The following is a 20869-nucleotide window of genomic DNA, read 5'->3' on the forward strand; positions in this document are numbered from 1 at the left end:
CCCCGCCAAGGGGCGGGTGGAGCGTGCCCACCTGACGCTGCAGGACCGGCTTCTATGAGAAATGACTTGTCAAGAAGACAACGAGTCAAGCTTCGACCATAGGAACTTTCTCGAGTCGAGGACCTTTGGGCCGCCGACCTTGATTAAACCTGGACCACGGTATTTGCGCACGTGCGACAGACACTGTCTCACCAACTTCTATCCGCCGATTCAATCGGCCACATCCTTTATGCGCGTTACACCGATAGACAAGCAGTCTCGGTCGACACGCCCCATCTAGTCATCGGTTGCGATGAGCAACCAGCCGGTCCTTCGGGCGCGTCGCGGTCCAGTCGTCAGTGGAGAGGTTGAATGTATCCGCAAAGTTCACGGCGATTTAAACTCCGCACCCGCAGGCACGACCCCATCCTTCAGATAACGCCACAACATGATGACGAGTCGTCGCGCCACGGCCACGATTGCCGTACGCTTTGCGCGGCGGTTCGGTCCCCCACTTTCAGCGCGGTTGTGAAACCATTGGGTCAACGCACTGCCGGGCTGGTATCGAAGCCATGCCCATGCCATTTCGACAAGCTGGGTCCGTACGCGTCGGTTAGCCTGCTTGCTGACGCCTTGATCAACGTGACTCTGACCACTGTCGTATGGCTGCGGAGCAAGCCGAACGCAGGCTTTCCGCCTGTGCGCAGGTCGGATGCGTGTAACGGCCATCTACGAGCATTCGCTCTCACGCCTTGGCGGACATTCGAACGGCGGTTCCAACCAGACACCGGACCTTCGCTATGCGTACTTCGTCGGCGATCGGGAACGTCAGGTTCATGTTGTACTACATCATGAGCGACTCGGGGCTGCGTTCTTTACGTAAGCCACGTTCCTCATCGCCGCGCGGGCGCCTACGTTACCTTCAAACGATTCGGAACTGCGGCGACCGCTGCCGTGTGCTGCCCGCCGCTCGAAAGCTTTTGTTCCTGCTCGTGAGCGAACCCGTTCAAAAAAGCATCGACGACGGAACGAACCTTTGCCTCCACGATCGACGCCTTGGGTGGACGTATGATTCCGAGCAGGAGCTGATGCGATAAATTGAACGCCATCATGTCGTGAAAGAGGATGGCAGCCTCCTGCGCGTCGCAAGTACGCAGTTCCCCGCGTGCCTGGCGCTCCTCGCAGAACTTTGTCATTGCCTCGTAAAAGATACGCGGTCCCCGATCGAACCACGTCTGTCCCACTTGTGGAAAGCGACTCGATTCGGCAATGGCCAAGCGCTGCAGCGCGATGGCTCGAGGATGCAGCACGGCCTTGTAGAACGTTTGCCCAATGCTGGTCAACGCCGGCCGCAGCGGCAGCGAGAATGCATCGGAGTCCCCAAATACGCTGGATATCTCGTCGCTGAGATATTCGACCGCCGCAATGAAGAGACTCTCTTTGCCCTTGAAATGCTTATACACGTTGGATTTGGAGCCGCCTACCTCAGCAATGATTTCATCCAGGGTAACGCCATCGTAGCCGCGCGCCAAGAACATGTCCGCTGCAGTGCTCAGCAGTTCGCGACGTCTTTGCGTCGATTTGCTCGCCGGTAGACGCGATGGCAGTTTTTTTGGGGCAGGCGTCTTTCTAATGGGCATGTAGACCTCGTTGCGTGTTCAACCGAACTTCTGATCGCTCTCGACCCAGCCGTACCTTGTGTAGCGTTCCATTCTGTTTGGAACTTCGGCGCTATTCGGGCGAATGACCTTCTGTAGGATGTCGCGTGGGCTCCTGGTCCAGATGAACGGTTGGGGTTGGTGTTGTGATGGGCGACGAACTCATCGATGGCGCGACCAGTTCGGGCACGCCGCTGCGGCGCGGCTCAGTAATGATATCGCGGAAAGACCGCTCAACCATGTTCAGCCACGACGCGGAGGGGGGCGTGAAGTGCATGTTCAAGCGCGGAGGCTTCGCCAGCCAGGCCTGAACACCCAGATGCTTGTGCGTGGCGTAGTGGTCAGCGATCAGGGGCAGCGTCTGTCCGTCGGCGTTTCGCGTTCGATCTGGCGCAGGAACTTCAGCCACTCGATGTGGGTGTGGCGCTGCTGGCGCTAACCGATGACTTGCCCGTCCAGCACGTTGAGCGTGGCAAACAGCGTGGTCATGTCATAGCGCTTGTAGTCGTGCGTCATGGTGGCACGCCCCTTCTTTAGCGGCAACCCGGGCTGCGTGCTGTCGAGCGCCTACTTGGCTCTTCTCTTGAACGCGTCCCATGCCCAACTGCTCGGCGATGTCTTGGTTTGCTTGCCGTCAGCGGCCAGCAGCACGATACGCGCCCACTGTGCCAGCCTCACGCTCGTGAGCTTCGAGCGAACCAGCCTCGTCAGCTCGTCTCGCTCCTCATCGGTCAACACGATCTCGGGGGCAACTCGCACAACTCGTGGAGCAAATTGCACGACCTCTCCAGGCGATCACGCAGTGAAACTGCTCAATCCAGATAAGTTCCATCAAGAGAAGAACCCTTCACTAGCCCTTGCCGCTTGCCCCCGCTGGCACACTCGAAATTGTACCGATTGGTACTCGATCTTACAGGCTCCGCTCCGCCCATTCTATCGAGTAAGGTGGTCAAAAACTGGTGTTTACCCCAATATCCTGCTCCTTGCGTCGACATCTACCATGCTTGCAAAATAGTACTGTTCAGTACTAAATTGCTTCATCGATCTGTACCCAGCGTTGCGGAGGTCCGCTCCATCAGCACGGACATGACGCATTGCTTCAGTACCAAGCGGTTTACGGCGAGTGCACCTTCAGGGATTCGACGCAGTGGATAATTTCAACGTAGGACAGGGGTTGACCGAACGGACTGCGCTGGCCATCGGCGAGGTTCTGGCGGGACGCAGGACCTCTGGTCGCGCGAGGCTGCTGTTTGTCGGACCGGCGGTCATCGCCTCCATTGCCTACATGGATCCCGGCAATTTCGCCACGAACCTTCAGGCGGGTGCCCGATACGGCTACGCACTGCTTTGGGTGGTGCTCGGCGCAAACATCGTCGCGATGCTGTTTCAGGCGCTATCGGCCAAACTGGGTATCGTCACGAACCGCAATCTCGCCGAAATGTGCCGCGAGCAGTTTCCGTTGCCCTTGGTCTACGCGATGTGGGGCATCAGCGAGATCGCCGCGATGGCGACGGATCTCGCGGAGTTTCTGGGCGGCGCGATTGGCTTGTCTCTGCTTTTCCAACTGCCGCTGATCGTCGGCATGGTGATTACAGGACTCGTTACGTATTCGATCCTGATGGCCGAAAGGCGGGGATTTCGTCCGGTCGAGCTCATCATCGGCGGTCTCGTCGCTGCCATTGCGCTGTCTTATCTGGTCGAACTGTTCATTGTTCATGTGGCGTGGGGCGCCGCCGTACACGGCCTGTTCGTGCCACAGCTACCTACCCGTGATGCCCTCACAGTCGCGGTCGGCATGTTCGGTGCCACGGTGATGCCCCACGCCATCTATTTGCACTCGGGCCTGATGCAGAACCGCGTACCCGCGCGGACTGACGCCGCTCGCAGAAGACTGGTGCGCTTCTCCAATCTCGAGGTGATCGTCGCGCTGGCACTTGCGGGTCTGGTCAACATGGCCATGGTCGTGATGGCCTCCGGTGCGTTTCATGCAGGTCATGCCGACGTGGGCGAGATCGAAACCGCGTACCACACCTTGACGCCATTGCTCGGTGCGGCCGCGGCCGGTGTCTTTCTTGTTGCGCTCCTTGCTTCCGGGGTTTCGAGTTCGGTCGTTGGAACGATGGCGGGTCAGATGATCATGCAAGGTTTCGCAGGGTTTCGTATCCCCGTCTGGCTTCGCCGGATTGCAACGATGGTGCCGGCGTTCGTCGTCGTCGCGCTCGGTGTCAATGCAACCGACGCGCTGGTCTATAGCCAGGTGGTCTTGAGCTTCGCCTTGCCGGTTCCCATGATTGCATTGCTCATCTTCACTTGCCGGCGAGACATCATGGGACCGTTCGTGAACAGTTGGCCTGTGTCCGTCGCAGCGATTCTGGGAGCCGTCGCGATTCTGGTTCTCAACGCCATTCTCTTGCTTCAGACCTTTGGTGTGAGCATCCCGAAGTTGCCGGCTGCGGGCTGATGGATGAGCAATCTTGACGTTCGGGACACCGAATTCACCATGTCAGTCCCATCCAGTGAGGCGATTTCATACCCGATCTCACCAGAATGGATGTTCAAACTAGTAAGGCTTTACCCAAAAATATTCACCAGGACAAGGAGATGTGATGATCCAGATTCCTAAGACAGCCCAGCCGGCACCCTTCCGAGTGACTCGGGCAAGCCACCTGACCTTTTCCGTCAGTGACCTGGCGCGCAGCCGCGATTTCTATACGGAAGTCGTTGGCTTGGTCGTGAGTGACGAGGACCGTGACACGATCGGCTCTGTTGCAAATAGGGTCGGCGAATCGGTTAGAGTTGTCGGAGCAAAACGAACTGATGACCCGCGATGAGCAAGCTGAAGAGTCTGGAGGAGTTGTTCGGTGGACGCCATTTTGATCGGGAGATCATCATTCTGTGCGTTCGCTGGTATCTGCGCTACAAGCTCAGCCTGCGCGATCTGGTGGAGATGATGGCCGAACGGGGATTATCGCTGGCTCACACGACGATCCTGCGCTGGGTGAGACGTTATACGCCCGAGTTCGTCAAACGCTGGAACCGCTTTGCTACGCCAGCTGGTCGCTCGTGGCGCGTCGACGAGACCTACCTGAAGATTCGCGGCAAATGGGTGTACCTGTACCGGGCGGTGGATCGTGCTGGCCAGACGGTGGACTTCATACTCAGGGCCAGGCGCGACGTGGCCGCGGCCAAAGCCTTTTTCAGCAAGGCTATCAGGCATCAGGGCCGGTCGCCGGAGACCATCACGCTCGATGGCTATGCAGCCTCGCACCGCGCGGTGCGCGAGATGAAGGCCGATGGTCTGCTGCCCGAAGACACGAAGGTCCGGTCCTCAAAATATCTGAACAACGTGATCGAACAGGACCATCGTCGCATCAAATCCAGAACCAACGTGATGCTTGGATTCAAGCGGTTCAGGAGCGCCGCGACCACAATTTCAGGTATCGAATTGTCGCATCGCATTCGCAAGGGCCAGTTCGATCTCACGGAGCTCGGCCTCAAGAAGGCTACCGCGCCCGCCGTATGGAATGCAGTCCTGTCCGCTCGATAAGGTATCCTTCCGATAGGAAACGTCTCAACCTGCTTTCCTATTTGCACCAGAACCGTACGAAGGGCTGTAATGGGTCGAGGTCGTGTGAAAACGCCAAAGTACTCGGTTTTCGGGTGTCGTTTTACCCTTCCCGAGTTGCTGCCAAGCCAGCACAGCGCGATCTGAGGGGTCGATTTTTGGGGAAGCAGCATGCGGCGCGTGTTTTCACACGTGCCCACCAAATCACATTGCGGGCACCAAAGTGGACGACGTATTGAATGGGCGTGGCAACAGCGGGCCGTACAAGCGGCCGAACTTCCCGATGGAGTTCAAGCGACAACTGGCAGAGCAGTCCTTCGAAGCCGGTGCGTCGGTTGCGTTGGTCGCCCGCCAGAACGACATCAACCCCAATCTGCTGTTCAAGTGGCGCCGTCAATATCTCCAGGGTGCTTATGGTTTGCCGGCGGTGCAAGCAAACGCGGCGCCTGTATCGCAGCAGGGAACGCAAACACTGTCGTTGCGCGTGACGGTTATCGATGATGTTGCGAAGCCGCATTCTGTACCATCGGCATTGACCGCTACGCCCGACGGTGGGGTCTGCGAGGTCGAGTTCGACGCGTCGGGCCAGGTACGTCATGATGGGGCAACTGAAAAGCGGACAGGACAAGCTCTTCTACTCGTTCAACCTCGACAACGACGTCCCGCAATCGCACCTGTTAAGAGGCATCGACCCCTTCCTTGATCTACAAGATCTACGCCAGCAGCTTGCACCGTTCTACAGCCCGATGGGTCGTCCATCGACTGACCCGGACCTCATGGGTCCGCATGTTGAACCTAGGTTATTGCTTGATGGATCTGAAGCAGTTCTGGAGCGGGTATTTTCGCACTCGAACGCACAACTGATTGAATTTGGCGCGCCGGCGCTCCTTGAGCTGTTGTCCTGGTAAGAGGACGCGAAGAGAATCAATCGGCACACTTGATGCACACAACGACAATCGCCACATGCCAGTTGCGGTGGCCCCGCTCGCTGGTTGCGCAATGAAACCCGCCATCGTCAAGAATGCAGCACCTCCCCACGACGGCCCGGTCGTCCGGTTACGACTCGCTCCCAGGCCATAGGCACGGTTTTGGTTGGCCAGGCGACGGCGCTAAACTATGTGAACGCCCGTCGCGAAGAGGCCGGATCATCGCTCATCGCCTGGATGACGGCCTAGCCGCGGCAACTCATGCGAAATACGTCGATTTGAACCGGGTCGTACGCGCGACGGGATCGCCGCAAATGCGGCTTCACGGGCGTCGATGTGGTTTCGCGTCTCCGTATCACCGTGACGCGATCCTGTTCGACTGGTGCTGAAGTCCGTAGATTCAGCTGCTGATGTCCGTTAAGGCGCGAATCGTGGGAGCCGTTAAAAAGGCTGGGCGATGGGAGTGCGGTGAAGCGGGCTGAGGTCATGCAGTTTCACAGGGGCAGCAGCGAAGTCCAGGATCCCCAAGCTGGCAAACGTCAAACACTTGTTATCGAACTCGAGAGCGATCGTGCATCGGATGGTGCCGCAGCACCAGCGGAACTAGCAGAATTAGTGCACCCACTCGCAGAAATGGCGAACTTCAATAACTACACGCGGAGGTACGCGAACCGTCGCGGCGAAAAGCTTGTTAGCGCCGTGCGTGTCCGTCATGTCAGCCTTTGCATCACGCCGGCAGTGCGAACACGTGAAGCGACCGCTCCTTCGCCCACGCCGGGCTGTTCTTCTCCGCCTTGTCGGACACCATTACGAGCCGGTCGTCGCTCAGCCACGATACGCCCTCCACGTTGCCGTACACGACCCGATCCTGAGCATCGCGCGGGAACCGATAAATCGTCCCGCCGTCCTCCACTGCGAACCCCTTCGCCGCAAGCTTCCCAATCCAGAGTGCCGAGGACGACTGCGACACCACGGCGATGCGATCGCCCGAGACGGCCACGCTCGCGTAGTCGACAAAATGGACGTCCTTCGGCAGCCGGATCACATCCACGTGTGTCCAGTGATGCGGCCCCCGCTGGAAGATGTGAATCCGCCCTCCGCCCGGACGTCGCCCCTCCGCACCCCCACGGCAGTGATTTCCCTCGCACAGGCCGAGGAGAAACGGCTCGCCGTCGCGCACCAGGCAACTGAGCCCTTCGAGGCCCTTGTTCTGCGTTTCGAGAATCAGGTCCAGAAACGCCCGGCCGAGCGGAGTGCCGTGGGGCGCGTACTCGAGCACTTCCGAAAGAAGCTGACCGTGATGCCGCACGGCTTCGACGAGCACGAAGAAGTGGCCGCTGACCGGATCGAACGCGATGTCCTCCCGGTCCTGCGCATGGCCGCCCACGCTCGCGTCGAGCATCCGGTTGCGCAGCGAGCGTCCGGACCAGTCCTCAATGCGGGCGATCGCCGAGGAGTCGTCGAAGATCAGATAGCAGGCGCCGTCGTGGACGCACACGCCGCTAGGTTCCAGCGACGATGCGCGAACATCGTCGCCATCAGGACGGTCGAGCAGATCGGCAACCTTCGCCTCGACGATGAGTTCAAGGGGTTCGGTAGAGCGGTGTACGCTGGTCATGGTGCGGGCGGAAGTGGTTCCATGACGGCCGGGAACGTCGGGCCGCTGCCGCCCCTCGCCGATCCTGCCGCCCTCAGCTTGGCGACTTGCGCCTTCGCGCTGTCGAACCGCATCCGCACGTAGTGGATGATGCCCGCCACATGGGTATCACCGTGTCGCAACTCATATTGCTGATCGGCGGCCAGATAGACCTCGTGGTTCGTGAACTGCCGCCCGGTGAACGGCGAACCATCGGGCGTCGTGGACTCGAGGTAGGCGGCCTGCGCGACACGCGGCCATAGCGGCGCACCTGCGCTTCCGCGCATGCGGGCGTCGATCGCGTCGGGCGTGAACTCGGTGGCCAGCAGTTGCTCGATGGCGTCGAGGTAGTAGCTGCGAAACTCGGTGTTGGAGACCAGATTCTGGACGAGCGGAATGCGCGAGCGGGCGTCGGGATGGCCGCCCTTCGCGCAGTAGCGCGCCGTGTTGGACGGCCAGTCGAGGATGTCGGTGTACTGCCAATCAGTGTCGAAGTAGTCGATGCCGAAGCTGTTGTCGTAGTCCCAGGGAATGAAGGTGAAATACGGCTTGTCCATGAAGCCATCTGCCTTGCCGTCGAGGCCCGAGTTGTAGAGGTAGTAGTTGGCGGGCGTGGCGAAGTAGTTGTCCCAGCTTCCGATGAGCAGGTTCACAGCAGCCCAGCGCAGGAACGCGCGCACATTGAAGATTCCTTCTACCGATTTGCGGAATGCGTCGGTGTCGAATCGTTTGTCGCCGCCCGGCAGGCCGACGCCGTTGATCACCCGCACGAACTGAGCGAGATCGTCGAAGGTGTTCGCCGCCGGATCGTCGCTGTTGCCCTTCAGACGATACGTGAGGTTGTCGGGATCGTTGCCCGCATACTGCCGCCCGCTATCATCACCGCCCTCCCCGATACGATGCTCCAGCGTCGCGCAGCCGATGTCGCCACAGTACGCCTTGTAGAGGTTGCCCTTGTGGTTGGCACCGAAGTGGTCTTGTAGGAACTGCTTGTCGACTTGCTCAATGAGCGAAAAGAGACCGAAGTAGAAGTCGTCGAACCCGAGCTTCGCGTAGGTGTGCTGAGACGCGGGCACGCCGGCGCGGGCGAACAAGCCCCACGCCAGTGCCTCGCGCATCTGCGACGGGTCGTTGTACATCGCCTTCAGGTTGAAGCGGTGCATGCCGAGCAGATCGTCGTGGCCCGGGTCATCGGACTCCATCTCGACCTTCCACGACCGCTTCGGCGCACGCAGCGTGCGATTGCCGCTGTTCATCAGCGAGAACGAAGCGGTGGAGAACAGCACGCCGCCGCTGCCCGGAGGTGGAATATGGCGGGCGTCGTGCGGATCAGTGCGCCAGACGGATAAACTTGCGCCCTGCGGCGCCGTCATCGGCTTTTCCGGCGTGAAACGATCGTGCGGCCAGCCGGTGACGTGCACGAGGTACATCGGCTCCGAGAAAACGTGCGGCTTGTCGAGCGCCGCCGCCTCGTAGTGCGTGATGGCGTCACCGGCCGCGGTCGAGCGGCCCGCGCCGTCGACCAGCGGCAGATCGTCGCCCGGCGCGCCAGCCTGATTGCGCAAGAGATCGAACAAGGCCGACAGCTCGGCCTTTCTGGTGAGGACGCCATCGCTCGGCCCCTGCGTGCGGTTTACTTGTTCGGCGAGCTCGCGCGCAGTGCCGACCGGGAGATCGCCGATCACGACGGCCCGGTCCTTGAACCGTGCCAGGAAGGCCGCCTTGTTCATGCTCTCCTCCGGTGCGTCGCCCGCGGTGCCTGCGATGACGAGCCGTAATCGTCACCCTGAAAACGGGCTAACGTAGCAAGCGTCGGACTATAGAAGGCGTTCGAATAGCGGTAGCGGAGCTCACCGAGCAAGCCGGCGAAGACCCGCGAGAGTCTTGTATAGGTACGAAACCCTTCCGCACCGGCAAATCCATTCAGCAGTACTTGCCACGACGTGCCAAGCGGCACGAGAAACACCTTGTTCACCGCCCCGGCCAATGACTCGTCCGAGAGCTTGTCAACGGAATCGCGCGCGCGACTCCCATTGTCGTCGTAGGTAAGCAATGCGTTGATGGTTAGGTTGAGTGGCTCCAGCGAACGCTGATCCTGGCTCGCAGCACCCGCCGGGGAGCCACCCGCATTCGTGGCCAACGCAGTGTCGGCCATCGCCGAGACGGGCAGCAGCAACGCGAGCAGCCCGCCATGCGAGCGCAGCAGTTGCGACCTTCGCTGACATGGGCGTTCGTCACGACGAGGGCCGGGCGAACGTTCGGGACGCGTGATCCAGAAGGCAAGGCTCATGGCACTCCCGCTAAAATGCGTTGGCACGAACAGTGAAGCGTGGAAATGGCCTCTAATTCTCATGCATGATCGCTGCTTTTACAGTAGTCGCTCGGATATGAAGTTCCAGGAGTTTTTTTATCTCCCGCGTTCATCCGTAATGCCAACAACCGGAACGGACCCCAACCACCACGCCCTAAAAGCCTGGTTCTCTTTAGTAATCGCTTCAATGCTGCAGGTTAAAAATTTACGCTGGCGACGGAGTATGGAACGAACATGCCGCCACCTGCGAACAGCGTTGATACTTTGCTTCCGTCGAAGCTCGCGTCGACGATGATCTTCTCTAGTCAACACACGAGTGGAGCAGCCGACTCTGAAACAATAGCGTGTCCGTCAGCATCCCGTCGTCTCCGTAACGTAGCGTAAGGCGGCGCTGAACCAAGATCTATCCACCCTCGCGACCACTACGGTCGAACGACATCGAGACGGACGCAGGATTTATGTTTATGCCGACAAGCTCACATCCGATGACCTCGTCGAGATCGCTCTAGAGACCATCAACCCTCCTCGGCGGCACACAGTCGAGCGGTCGATGAGTTGGTATCCAGACTCGCATCTAACCGGTAATGACGTACGGCTTTAGCTCCCGATTGTCGTTGATCAGATCGCATTTCAGGACTCAGAGAGCTGGACCACGATAAGGTCTATTCCTTAGCCGATTATTCCGCACGAATGACGTATGATTACTATCAGGAGTGCATATTCTTTTTTTCAAGAATCGAACGATAACAACCGGTCACGATTGACCGTTCGTTAGCAGAACGCGAATTCGAACACAACCTCGATTGCTCGCACGACGCTGCCGCCCCTTCCTCGCGCGTCAATCCAGCCCCTTTGCTCACTCTCTCAAGGGAGAACATCATGTGCAATCGCGCCCGGCACGACCGAGTCCGATCGATCTATTGCATTTTGCCTCCGCATATGTTGAAAGAAATCGCCAAAAATGGCACGCCTCAGCAGCGGTCGCTCGCTATCGACACGTTGGCGGCTGACCACACCTTCCGGCAGATACGCTCCGTTCAGGCGGCGATGCTCGCGCCGCGCCGCAGTGCATCAGTGCCGCCGGTTGCGGCAGCCCCTTCTGCACACCGAAGCATTTACACGGCCAACAATACAGAGACGCTGCAGGGCACTTTGGTGCGATCGGAAGGCGCGCCGAAGTCTAACGACGAAAGCGTGGACGAGGCCTACGAGGGGCTCGGCGCGACGTTCGAATTTTACCTGGAGATCTTCCACCGAAATTCAATCGACGATGCGGGCATGCCCCTGATCGGCACGGTGCACTTTGACAAGGAGTATGACAATGCCTTTTGGAACTCGCAGCAGATGGTGTTCGGCGATGGCGACGGGACGCTGTTCAACCGCTTCACCATCGCACTCGACGTGATCGGACACGAGCTCACGCACGGGGTCACAGAGCACGCAGCGGGTCTTGCCTATTCCGGGCAACCGGGCGCGCTCAATGAATCGGTGTCCGACGTATTTGGGTCGCTGATCAAGCAGTACGCGCTGAAGCAGACGGCGGACAAGGCGGATTGGCTCATCGGGGCCGGACTGCTGGCGAGCGGCGTTAAGGGGGTCGCGCTGCGCTCCATGAAAGAGCCGGGAACCGCTTACGACGATAAAGTGCTCGGCAAAGACCCTCAGCCGGCAGACATGACTCACTATGTGCACACAATGCAGGACAATCAGGGCGTTCACATCAATTCTGGCATACCCAACCGGGCGTTCTGTCTAGGAGCGCTCAACATTGGCGGCTATGCGTGGGAGAAGGCGGGGCGCATCTGGTACGAGACGCTGAACGACTCGCATATCAAGCCGAACACCAACTTCAAGACCTTTGCGAAGCTCACGGTCTCAAACGCCAATCGCCTGTACGGTTCGAGCAGCGCCGAAGCGAACGCGGTCAACAATGCTTGGGAAACGGTTGGTGTATTGTAAGTTGAGTGACTGGCGTATGGTCCGTCTGCTTGCCGGGCTCATATGCACGTGTCTTCTGACGTCTCCCTGTGCTTCCGATCCCCAGCAGGAGGAGCTGCCAATGCGCGCTGAACTGACGATTGATGGGGGCGTCGGTTTTTTTCCCGGACTTGCCCGACCTATCGCGCTCGACGAAAGCGATCTGTCGCCCGACGAGCGCGAGGAGTTTACGCGACTGGTATCCGCAGTACGCGCTCTGCCGGGCGCCGCGCCCGGAGCGGCGGTGAGAGCCGTGCCGGACGGGCGAACGTATCGCATCACCATCGCATCGGGAGACGGAAACTTTGAACTACGATGCGCTGATGCTGCCGTTCCACCAGCGTTTTCGGCGCTAATGATGTTCATCAAACAGCATGGGCATCGTTGAACAGGCGGCCTGTGAGCCGAGTTCACTGTCGCCTCAACACCACATGTCTGAGCGTTTGACGGAAGCTTGTCGCGCGCCTCGCCCACGCGTACCCCTACGCACTGACATCTTTGCAACTGGGCCGTAGGGCGCCCCTAATTGGCGAACCGACTGGCCCCTTTCGCAAGGCGGACAAATCAGACTCGAAGACGAATGTCGGCTGAGGGTGATGACGCGAGTAACACCATCGTCGGGGAAAGTTCGTTACCTGGGGCGGAGCCGATGTTCGAATGTCCGCCTGAGAGCACGGTCGAATGGCCGTTGGTGGCCGATACTATTTGCAAGGACTTCCCCCGAAAGTCAAGATCGGAGTGAGATTGGTTGGCGCCGGCAAAAGCACGACGCCAACGTCCTGGTGGTCCAGTTGGTTGGGCAGCCATAACACTTCTCCTTTCTCAGCTCAGGCTCGCACTCCGAAGCAATACCAGGAACAGGCTGCGTCTTTGCAAACGGCCTTGTTGCCCGAGATGTATCGGGCGGGCCACGATATGAGCCGCACAGGAGAACCCTATTTGAAAACCGGCGAACAGGCATGAGCTACCAGGCCCCATGCGGTAATGACTCGCCAACAGAATCGTCGGGTTCTTCTCCCGTTCGGTCCGACCTCGTCTTGCTATCGCGTCGAGCAGTAGCTGACTTTCAGGCTAACCGGGTCATGCTGTAGCGGATGGTAACGGCGGATGCATGGGATGGCGTTGCCACGCATCGGCGTCGTAATGTTCGCCCTTCGCGAGCATCGCCCACAGCATCTGGGCATGCTTGTTGGCAATTGCAATCAACGTCTTGTGATAGCCCTTGCGTTCATGAAGCTGTCTGATCCATCGTTGTAGCCGGCTTGCGTGCGTGGGGTCCGCACGCAACGCCGACTGCAACGTACTTCGGGCGCCCTGAACAAGCAGCGTGCGCAGATAGACGTTGCCGCGCAGGCTGATATGTCCCAGCCGGGTCTTGCCGCCTGAGCTGTGCTGCCGTGGTGTCAGGCCGAGCCAGGCGCCGAACTGCCGCCCATTTCTGAAGACCTTCGCATCGGGCACCGTGGCGGCCAGCGCACTCGATGTTACCGGACCGATGCCGAGCAGTTCGCCGGCGCGTTTGGCGACATCGCTGTTTCTGGCGTGAGTGGCGATCTGCTGGTCGCAGCGAGCAAGCCTCAGGTTCAGCGCGACCAGTTGTTCGCGCACCTCGAGCAACATAGCACGCACCGGGTTAGGCAGTCTGGCTTCTTCGATCAGTGTGGGCAACGCGCCCAGAAAGCGATCGGCTGAACGTGCAATCACCACGCCAAATTCAGCCAGCAATCCGCGCGTGCGATTAAGCAGCGAGGTACGTTCTTCCTGCCAGCCCTGACGTACGCTGTGCCAGGCGAGAATGGCCTGCTGGTCGACGGACTTGATTGCTACAAAGCGCATGGTTGGCTGCCGTGCGGCAATAGCGATTGCTTCAGCATCGGCTGCGTCGTTCTTGCCGCCGGGCCGGAACGGTTTGACGAATTCGGGTGGAATAAGGCGAGCGATATGACCGCGGGCTGAAAACCAGCGTCCCCCGTGGTGCGAGGAACCGCAGGCTTCCATTGCGACGCGGCATGGCGACAGCTGCTCGGCCCATCGCATGAACGCTTCGCGCCGTAGCACGCGTCGCTGCAAGACGGCACCGGTAGCATCAAGCACGCAGACCGCGAAGATGTCCTTTGCCAGGTCGATGCCGACAGTAGTAAGCTGGTCCATGACTTCCCCCTCCTGTTCCGATTGATGGATGGCACCTCAATCATGGCACTTGATGCCCGCGACTTCAGCGTCGCACCGGGACGGGGAAGTCCCTCACATTTGAGAAAGTCTTGTTTTGGTCGAGGGCGCAGAAGTTGGCGCTACGTTTTCGAATTGTTGCACTCGGCAAAGCGGCAAACTTGAACGAGGCAACGATCGCCGTTGCTCTTCATGCAACTCCGGAAACTGCACGGAGATCAGAGTCACCCCTGCTCGCGCGGCACTAGGCGTTCCGCCATTTGAGTACACAGCCGCTCGACGAACACGAAGTCAATCACCTGATGCAGCCGGCGCTTGAGGCCTGGGTGCTCGGCAGCGACGCATATTGCGAGTGGGCGGCGCAGACTGCCAACCGGCGCTTGATGCCTCTGCTGCTCCGCGACCGGCCGCGCAAGGTTCGCACGACGAGCGGCTCCATCAAGGCGAGCTGAAAGGGCATCGGTGGTTTGACGGACGACATGCACGACTCACGATGATTTTGTTACTTCGCTATCCTATTTAGTTTATCGAATCGCAACGGTGCGGCCTGACACGGCAAGGCAGGTTGTCATAGATAGGCGACATCCACCAGGCTGAACAATAGTACATTCCTCGGCGTTTGACAGGTCCGCCTGACCGCCGCTTTATTTCGGCGCGCAATTTAACAGAAGCTAAAAAGATCCTCCTTTTGAACCATCATCGGCGGGAATTCACGGCATGAAATTCAAGCACGCTCAATCGGCGGCGCAATTCGTCCTGGCAGGTAACTCTTGCAGAGATGTCTTACCGTCGCGCGTGTTTTGAAAGCGGCGCGACTGGAACATGAATGTCTTTTCTTCTATAAATGAATCGTTAGTTACCCTTGAAAGCGCGCTCTTCGATCGGGCGGGAACGGGCGTGGACGGCACGGATGTCCGGCCATCACTCGGAAAGGGAGTAAGCGCATGGCCGAAGCCGCGAATTCACAATCCGGGCGCGGAATCAGAATTCTGATCGTGAGTCTGGTGCGCCTGATGCGCGAAGGACTGGCGTCGCTGCTCGCGCAACATCCGGGGGTCGAGGACGTCTGCGCCGTGGCCGATGCCGAAGCCGCGCTCGCGACCCTCGGCCATTTCCATCCGACGCTCGTTCTGCTGGACATCGCCGGCGAAGACGGCCTCGCCGCCGGGCGCCGGCTCGTGAGCGCGGCCCCCGCGCTGCATATTCTCGGCTTCGCGGCGCGGGCGCGCGAGCATGACGTTCTCGCGTACGCGCGCTGCGGCGTGAGCGGCTTCGTTTCATGCGATGCATCGACCCAGGATCTCATCGAGGCTCTGTTGCAAATAGGGTCCGCGAATCGGTTAGAGTTGTCGGAGCAAAACGAACTGATGACCCGCGATGAGCAAGCTGAAGAGTCTGGAGGAGCTGTTCGGTGGACGCCATTTTGATCGGGAGATCATCATCCTGTGCGTTCGCTGGTATCTGCGCTACAAGCTCAGCCTGCGCGATCTGGTGGAGATGATGGCCGAACGGGGATTATCGCTGGCTCACACGACGATCCTGCGCTGGGTGAGACGTTATACGCCCGAGTTCGTCAAACGCTGGAACCGCTTTGCTACGCCAGCTGGTCGCTCGTGGCGCGTCGACGAGACCTACCTGAAGATTCGCGGCAAATGGGTGTACCTGTACCGGGCGGTGGATCGGGCTGGCCAGACGGTGGACTTCATACTTAGGGCGAGGCGCGACGTGGCCGTGGCCAAAGCCTTTTGCAGCAAGGCTATCAGGCATCAGGGCCGGTCGCCGGAGACCGTCACGCTCGATGGCTATGCTGCCTCGCACCGCGCGGTGCGCGAGATGAAGGCCGATGGTCTGCTGCCTGAAGACACGAAGGTCCGGTCGTCGAAATATCTGAACAACGTGATCGAGCAGGACCATCGCCACATCAAATCCAGAACGAATGTGATGCTTGGTTTCAAACGGTTCAGGAGCGCCGCGACCACGATTTCAGGCATCGAACTGACGCATCGAATTCGCAAGGGCCAGTTCGATCTCGCGAAGCTCGGCCTCAAGGATGCCGCTGCACCCACTATATGGAATGCTGTCCTGTCCACTCGATAAGGTATCCTCCTTATAGAAAACTTCTCAACCGCCTTACCTATTTGCACCAGAGCCCTCGATGCTGCTGCCGCTCACTTATGCGCTGCATCCTATTCCCGCGATCCTGATGCTGGCCGGCATCTTCTACGGATCCCGCGAAGTACTCGTGTTCGGCGTAGCGGGTGCAATCTTCCTGGCACTCGACTTTCCCATTGCGCCGATTCTTCTTGGTTATGTCCTGGGTCCGATGGCCGAAGAAGATTTCCGTCGCTCTCTTTTGCTGTCGCATGGGGACCTTGCCATCTTTGTGCACAAGCCGATCAGTGCAGCGTTCCTCAGCGTTTGCCTGCTGCTGGTACTCGCGCAGTTCGCGCTGGCGCTGCGTCGAAGCTGGACGAGCAGGAAGGAGCGTGAAGAAAACAGACTACGAAATTCGTTGAACGGGACCGAACCCCTGCACACGCACTCGTCGACTCGTGGCTGAAGCGGGCGGAATTCGGTCCATCCGCTAACTCGATGACATCAGCCGCCGAGCGACGACGCCATGCGTGAGCGGGGCCCGCCCGGCTCACGCTTTCGAGGCATCAGTAGCGATGCCGCATTCCAATCCTCACGACGCCCTGATGGTTTGTCGGCGCCGAGCGACACCTGATGATACGTAGCGCCTCCGAGCCGTCCGCGGTTCGTGCTGCTGATGCGCCTGCCCTTCTTATAATCGTACGCGGCGCCGATCAACCGCGATGGCGTCAGGTGGTACTCGCCGTTGACTTCGGCGTCGTTGTAATGCGTGCTGCCGGCGAAGCCGAGCGGGTCGGTCCCGAACTCGTGTCGCCGAGACCCTTGAACGCCGTGTTCGTCCCAGTGATGCCGGCGCGCGCCGGCCCGAACTGATAAGCGCCGCCCGCCGCGATCGACTGATGCGTGGACGCGGAGGCGAATCCGGACAGCGACGGCGCAGTACCCAGATTCGAACCCGGCACCCCGTTGATCGTCGCAGCCACCGTTGCGGCCGCGCCGAAGTACGACACGTTCGGGTTGTGGCGTTGACGTACGGGCCGCCCGGCGCGAACGGCCCGTAGGTGTAGCCGCCGCCGGCGCTGTAGATCTGGTTGCGGCCCACGGAGCGCAGGCTCAACTGAAACCTGAAATACCAACGCACCGCGCAATGGATGACGACGCCTGGAAAGCGGTGGCGGTAATAGGGCGGCTCCGAATTCTTCATCGTCTCACTCTTCCTGCATATCCAGTTACCCTGAGAGTGCGCGTATCAGGTATTCGACCTACCAGCGGGCCTAGAAATACTTCATACACTCCCAAGAAAAAATGACTTGTTCCAATACCTGCTCCGGCCTAGTCTGCTGTACCAGGGGACAGATACGCCGTTGACCATGGTCGCGAATCAATCGAGGTTGGCGCGACGGAGACGGCTGCTCGCATGAGAGATACGTAATCCCGCTTCGCGATCCATTCTTTTTGGGGAACACATGTCAAAAACAAAAGTCGCCATTATTGGTTCTGGAAATATCGGCACCGATCTGATGATCAAGATCCTTAGGTACGGCCAGGATCTCGAGATGAGCGTGATGGTCGGCATTGATCCCGACTCAGACGGACTGGCGCGCGCCGCTCGTATGGGCGTGAGCACCACGTCGGCCGGTGTCGAAGGCCTCGTTCGCATGCCGGAGTTCAATGATATCGGCATCGTGTTCGATGCGACCAGCGCGTCGGCTCATATCAGGAACGAAGCATGCCTGAGAAGCCACAAGCCCGATATCCGTATCATCGATCTCACCCCGGCGGCTGTCGGTCCATATTGTGTGCCGGTAGTCAATCTCGATACACACGTGCATCGGCCCAACCTCAATATGGTCACATGCGGTGGGCAAGCGACGATTCCTGTCATCTGGGCGGTTTCGCGTGTGACGCCAGTTCACTATGGCGAGATCGTCGCCTCGATCGCGAGCAAATCGGCAGGCCCGGGTACCCGGGCCAACATCGACGAATTCACCGAAACCACGTCACGAGCAATCGAAATGGTCGGTGGTGCGCGGCGAGGTAAAGCCATCATTGTTCTCAACCCGGCCGAGCCGCCGCTGATCATGCGTGACACGGTATTTTGCCTCGCTGAGCCTGGTGACGACATCGCGCGCACCCAGGCCCGCATCGCCGATTCAATCGCGCAGACGGTTCGCGATGTACAGGCCTATGTGCCGGGATACCGTCTGAATCAACAGGTGCAGTTCGAGGTGATCGATGCGGCGAAGCCCGTCAACGTTCCGGGCATCGGACCGCTTTCCGGCCTGAAAGTCAGCGTATTTCTCGAAGTGGAAGGCGCCGCGCACTATCTGCCCGCCTACGCCGGAAATCTCGACATCATGACCAGCGCAGCACTCGCCACCGCGGAGCGCGTCGCGAGCCGCATTGTACGCACCGGCACGACAATCGCATGACAGGAATGGGATATCAATCGTGAAGCACAAGAAACTTTATATTTCCGACGTCACCTTGCGCGACGGCAGTCACGCTATTCGCCACCAATACAGCCTGAAGCAGGTCAGGGATATTGCCCGCGCTCTGGATGAAGCGAAAGTCGACTCCATCGAAGTCGCACACGGCGACGGCCTGGCAGGCTCAAGTTTCAATTACGGGTTCGGCGCACATACGGATCTCGCCTGGATCGAGGCGGTGGCTGAGACCGTCAAACACGCAACGGTGGCTACCCTCCTTCTGCCAGGCGTCGGCACCGTGCACGACCTGAAGTCCGCCTACGCGGCAGGGGCGCGCGTGGTGCGCGTCGCCACTCACTGCACCGAGGCCGATGTCAGCAGGCAGCATATCGAAACGGCCAGAAATCTCGGTATGGACACCGTTGGCTTTCTGATGATGAGTCACATGAATACGCCGCAGGGTCTCGCGCAACAGGCCAAACTGATGGAGAAATTTGGCGCGACTTGCATCTACGTGGTGGATTCGGGCGGGGCGCTTAGCATGAACGACGTGCGCGAAAGATTCATCGCGCTCAAGGACGTACTCGAGCCCGAGACGGTGACCGGCATGCACGCTCACCATAATTTGAGCCTTGGTGTCGCGAACTCGATTGTGGCGGTTGAAGAAGGATGTCTGCGCGTCGATGCGAGTCTGGCAGGCATGGGCGCCGGCGCTGGCAACGCGCCGATCGAGGTGTTCATTGCCGCCGCCGAGCGGCTCGGCTGGAATCACGGCTGCGACCTTTACAAACTGATGGACGCTGCCGACGACATCGTTCGCCCGCTGCAGGACCGGCCAGTCCGCGTCGACCGCGAGACATTGGCGCTCGGCTATGCGGGGGTCTACTCTTCCTTCCTGCGGCACGCCGAGTCTGCCGCCGCGACGTATGGTCTGAAAACCGTCGATATCCTCGTGGAATTGGGCCGCCGCCGCATGGTCGGAGGCCAGGAAGACATGATCCTCGACGTCGCACTCGACCTGCTGAAGCACGGCCCGGTTTCGGGGGATCCCCGCCCATCCGCCTGAGGCGAAGCCCGCTTTGTTTCTCCAGCCGTTGCGTGCTGCGGTTGCGTGCGGCTCCGCGCGCTTTACTGCATATCCGTTATGGTAATGTGACGCCTGGAACGAAACGAAGAGATGATTTCAATGTCACGGCCGCTCCCTCCTCTTAACGCGCTTAGGGCGTTTGAAGTCGCCGCCCGGCATCTGAGTTTTACGCGAGCGGGGGAGGAGCTTTGCGTGACCGCTGCGGCCGTGGGCCAGCAGATCAAACTCCTTGAAGATGCACTGGGTTTCCCGCTGTTTCACCGCAGGCCGAAATCGCTTGAATTGACCGACGCGGGCAAAGGCTATCTTCCTGCAATTCAAGGTGCTTTCCAACAGATCGCCGAAGCAACGCATCTGCTTCATCAAAAACGGAAACGGCCGACACTCAAGATCAGCATGCCGCCTACGTTCGCGGTGAAATGGTTTTTGCCTCGCCTTGAGCGGCTGATGAAGGCGTGCCCCGACTTCGACACGAAAGTCACGACATCCGCCGAGCCTATCGATTTCGCCCGGGTCGATTTCGACCTGGCCATCCGGTTCGGCAAGGGCGTCTATTCGGGTTTCCATTCCGAGCAATGTCTTTCCGTCGAGGTTTTCCCTGTCTGCAGCCGCGCGCTACTAGAAGGGGACCATCCTCTGCGCACGCCTGGCGACCTGAAACATCACACTCTGCTGCACGACGAAAGCACGTACAGCGATGGCAGCACCAACCCGGACTGGGCCACCTGGCTGCGCTCGGCTGGCGTGGAAGGCGTGGATGCCACCCGCGGCCCATCCTTTTCGCCAAGCCATCTGGTGATCAACGCAGCGATTGACGGGCGTGGAGTGGCATTGGTCAAGAACAGCTGGGTAACGGACGACCTCGCTAGCGGAGTTCTGGTCAGGCCGTTTGAGCGCAGCCTGCCGGTCGAGTTTGCGTACTACGTCATTTACCCCGAGTCACGGGTGGCCGACACTTCAACTCTCCAGTTCGTGGCCTGGCTCCATCACGAGGTCGCAGCGGACAGCTAGCCGTATGCCGCTGAGCGGCACAATGGC

19 protein-coding genes and 5 pseudogenes are annotated in these 20869 nt (G+C 59.6%); 14 read left to right on the top strand and 10 right to left on the bottom strand.

Translation table 11 applies throughout. The features are described from left to right. Positions 1-366: 366 nt before the first annotated feature. The 4 genes and pseudogenes from RW095_RS04055 to RW095_RS41235 all read right to left on the bottom strand — a co-directional run. Positions 367-690, bottom strand: a pseudogene (locus tag RW095_RS04055) (transposase); the annotation flags it as partial. A gap of 200 nt (positions 691-890) precedes the next feature. Then, positions 891-1619, bottom strand: a complete 729-nt coding sequence (locus RW095_RS04060; RefSeq protein WP_317016538.1) for a TetR/AcrR family transcriptional regulator — start codon at positions 1617-1619, stop codon at positions 891-893. A gap of 18 nt (positions 1620-1637) precedes the next feature. Continuing rightward, a pseudogene (locus RW095_RS04065) lies at positions 1638-2204 on the bottom strand (transposase); the annotation flags it as partial. Then, positions 2205-2417, bottom strand: a complete 213-nt coding sequence (locus RW095_RS41235) for a hypothetical protein (RefSeq protein ID WP_394365044.1) — start codon at positions 2415-2417, stop codon at positions 2205-2207. A gap of 367 nt (positions 2418-2784) precedes the next feature. Between RW095_RS41235 and RW095_RS04070 the strand changes: the two genes are divergently transcribed. The 5 genes and pseudogenes from RW095_RS04070 to RW095_RS41675 all read left to right on the top strand — a co-directional run. Next, positions 2785-4098: an Nramp family divalent metal transporter gene (locus RW095_RS04070; protein WP_317016540.1), complete on the top strand. Its 1314-nt coding sequence runs from the start codon at positions 2785-2787 to the stop codon at positions 4096-4098. Between the two features lie 145 nt (positions 4099-4243). Beyond that, on the top strand, positions 4244-4468 hold the full coding sequence (locus tag RW095_RS04075; protein ID WP_317016541.1) for a VOC family protein: 225 nt from the start codon (positions 4244-4246) through the stop codon (positions 4466-4468). Continuing rightward, positions 4465-5184: an IS6 family transposase gene (locus tag RW095_RS04080; protein WP_317016258.1), complete on the top strand. Its 720-nt coding sequence runs from the start codon at positions 4465-4467 to the stop codon at positions 5182-5184. The genes RW095_RS04075 and RW095_RS04080 overlap by 4 nt, the downstream gene beginning before the upstream one ends. Positions 5185-5425: 241 nt before the next feature. Beyond that, complete coding sequence (locus tag RW095_RS04085) at positions 5426-5905, top strand: transposase (protein WP_317016543.1); 480 nt, start codon at positions 5426-5428, stop codon at positions 5903-5905. Further along, positions 5811-6009 (top strand): annotated as a pseudogene (locus RW095_RS41675) (IS5/IS1182 family transposase); the annotation flags it as partial. The gene RW095_RS04085 and the pseudogene RW095_RS41675, both read left to right, overlap by 95 nt. An 846-nt stretch (positions 6010-6855) precedes the next feature. Here the strand turns inward: RW095_RS41675 and RW095_RS04095 are convergent. From RW095_RS04095 to RW095_RS04105, 3 genes are read right to left on the bottom strand one after another with little or no spacing between them, the layout of a single operon-like run. After that, positions 6856-7746 carry a hypothetical protein gene (locus RW095_RS04095; RefSeq protein ID WP_027780650.1) on the bottom strand — a complete coding sequence of 297 codons (891 nt, stop codon included), beginning with the start codon at positions 7744-7746 and terminating at the stop codon, positions 6856-6858. Further along, positions 7743-9494 (bottom strand): CotH kinase family protein, encoded by a 1752-nt coding sequence (locus RW095_RS04100; RefSeq protein ID WP_317016545.1) that lies wholly within the window; start codon positions 9492-9494, stop codon positions 7743-7745. The genes RW095_RS04095 and RW095_RS04100 overlap by 4 nt, the downstream gene beginning before the upstream one ends. Then, a complete protein-coding gene (locus tag RW095_RS04105; RefSeq protein ID WP_317016547.1) occupies positions 9491-10054 on the bottom strand; it encodes a hypothetical protein in 564 nt (187 codons plus the stop codon). The genes RW095_RS04100 and RW095_RS04105 overlap by 4 nt, the downstream gene beginning before the upstream one ends. A 900-nt stretch (positions 10055-10954) precedes the next feature. Between RW095_RS04105 and RW095_RS04110 the strand changes: the two genes are divergently transcribed. Both RW095_RS04110 and RW095_RS04115 read left to right on the top strand, forming a co-directional pair. Beyond that, complete coding sequence (locus RW095_RS04110; RefSeq protein WP_317016548.1) at positions 10955-12034, top strand: M4 family metallopeptidase; 1080 nt, start codon at positions 10955-10957, stop codon at positions 12032-12034. Positions 12035-12134: 100 nt separating this feature from the next. Continuing rightward, on the top strand, positions 12135-12440 hold the full coding sequence (locus tag RW095_RS04115; RefSeq protein ID WP_317016550.1) for a protealysin inhibitor emfourin: 306 nt from the start codon (positions 12135-12137) through the stop codon (positions 12438-12440). Positions 12441-13132: 692 nt separating this feature from the next. Here RW095_RS04115 and RW095_RS04120 read toward each other — a convergent pair. Beyond that, positions 13133-14203 carry an IS110 family RNA-guided transposase gene (locus RW095_RS04120; RefSeq protein ID WP_317016551.1) on the bottom strand — a complete coding sequence of 357 codons (1071 nt, stop codon included), beginning with the start codon at positions 14201-14203 and terminating at the stop codon, positions 13133-13135. Positions 14204-14469: 266 nt separating this feature from the next. Here RW095_RS04120 and RW095_RS04125 point away from each other — a divergent pair. The 4 genes and pseudogenes from RW095_RS04125 to RW095_RS04140 form a co-directional block, all read left to right on the top strand. Continuing rightward, a pseudogene (locus RW095_RS04125) lies at positions 14470-14673 on the top strand (transposase); the annotation flags it as partial. A 492-nt stretch (positions 14674-15165) separates the two neighbouring features. Continuing rightward, positions 15166-15648 (top strand): response regulator, encoded by a 483-nt coding sequence (locus RW095_RS04130; protein WP_317016552.1) that lies wholly within the window; start codon positions 15166-15168, stop codon positions 15646-15648. After that, positions 15608-16318 (top strand): IS6 family transposase, encoded by a 711-nt coding sequence (locus tag RW095_RS04135; protein ID WP_394365070.1) that lies wholly within the window; start codon positions 15608-15610, stop codon positions 16316-16318. The genes RW095_RS04130 and RW095_RS04135 overlap by 41 nt, the downstream gene beginning before the upstream one ends. A 58-nt stretch (positions 16319-16376) precedes the next feature. Further along, complete coding sequence (locus tag RW095_RS04140) at positions 16377-16781, top strand: hypothetical protein (protein WP_394365045.1); 405 nt, start codon at positions 16377-16379, stop codon at positions 16779-16781. Between the two features lie 262 nt (positions 16782-17043). Here the strand turns inward: RW095_RS04140 and RW095_RS04145 are convergent, their stop codons facing one another. Next, complete coding sequence (locus tag RW095_RS04145) at positions 17044-17325, bottom strand: hypothetical protein (RefSeq protein WP_317016788.1); 282 nt, start codon at positions 17323-17325, stop codon at positions 17044-17046. 89 nt (positions 17326-17414) lie between these two features. Beyond that, positions 17415-17519: pseudogene (locus RW095_RS41680) on the bottom strand (IS6 family transposase); the annotation flags it as partial. 262 nt (positions 17520-17781) lie between these two features. Between RW095_RS41680 and RW095_RS04155 the strand changes: the two are divergent. From RW095_RS04155 to gcvA, 3 genes are all read left to right on the top strand, one after another. Beyond that, positions 17782-18747 carry an acetaldehyde dehydrogenase (acetylating) gene (locus RW095_RS04155; protein WP_317016555.1) on the top strand — a complete coding sequence of 322 codons (966 nt, stop codon included), beginning with the start codon at positions 17782-17784 and terminating at the stop codon, positions 18745-18747. 19 nt (positions 18748-18766) lie between these two features. After that, positions 18767-19810 (top strand): 4-hydroxy-2-oxovalerate aldolase, encoded by a 1044-nt coding sequence (gene dmpG, locus RW095_RS04160; protein ID WP_394365046.1) that lies wholly within the window; start codon positions 18767-18769, stop codon positions 19808-19810. A gap of 120 nt (positions 19811-19930) precedes the next feature. After that, positions 19931-20842, top strand: coding sequence for a transcriptional regulator GcvA (gene gcvA, locus RW095_RS04165; protein ID WP_317016742.1), 912 nt, complete (start codon positions 19931-19933; stop codon positions 20840-20842). Positions 20843-20869 lie beyond the last annotated feature (27 nt).

Origin of the sequence: Paraburkholderia kirstenboschensis, assembly GCF_032806925.1 — a bacterium.
GTDB classification, from domain to species: Bacteria; Pseudomonadota; Gammaproteobacteria; order Burkholderiales; family Burkholderiaceae; genus Paraburkholderia; species Paraburkholderia kirstenboschensis.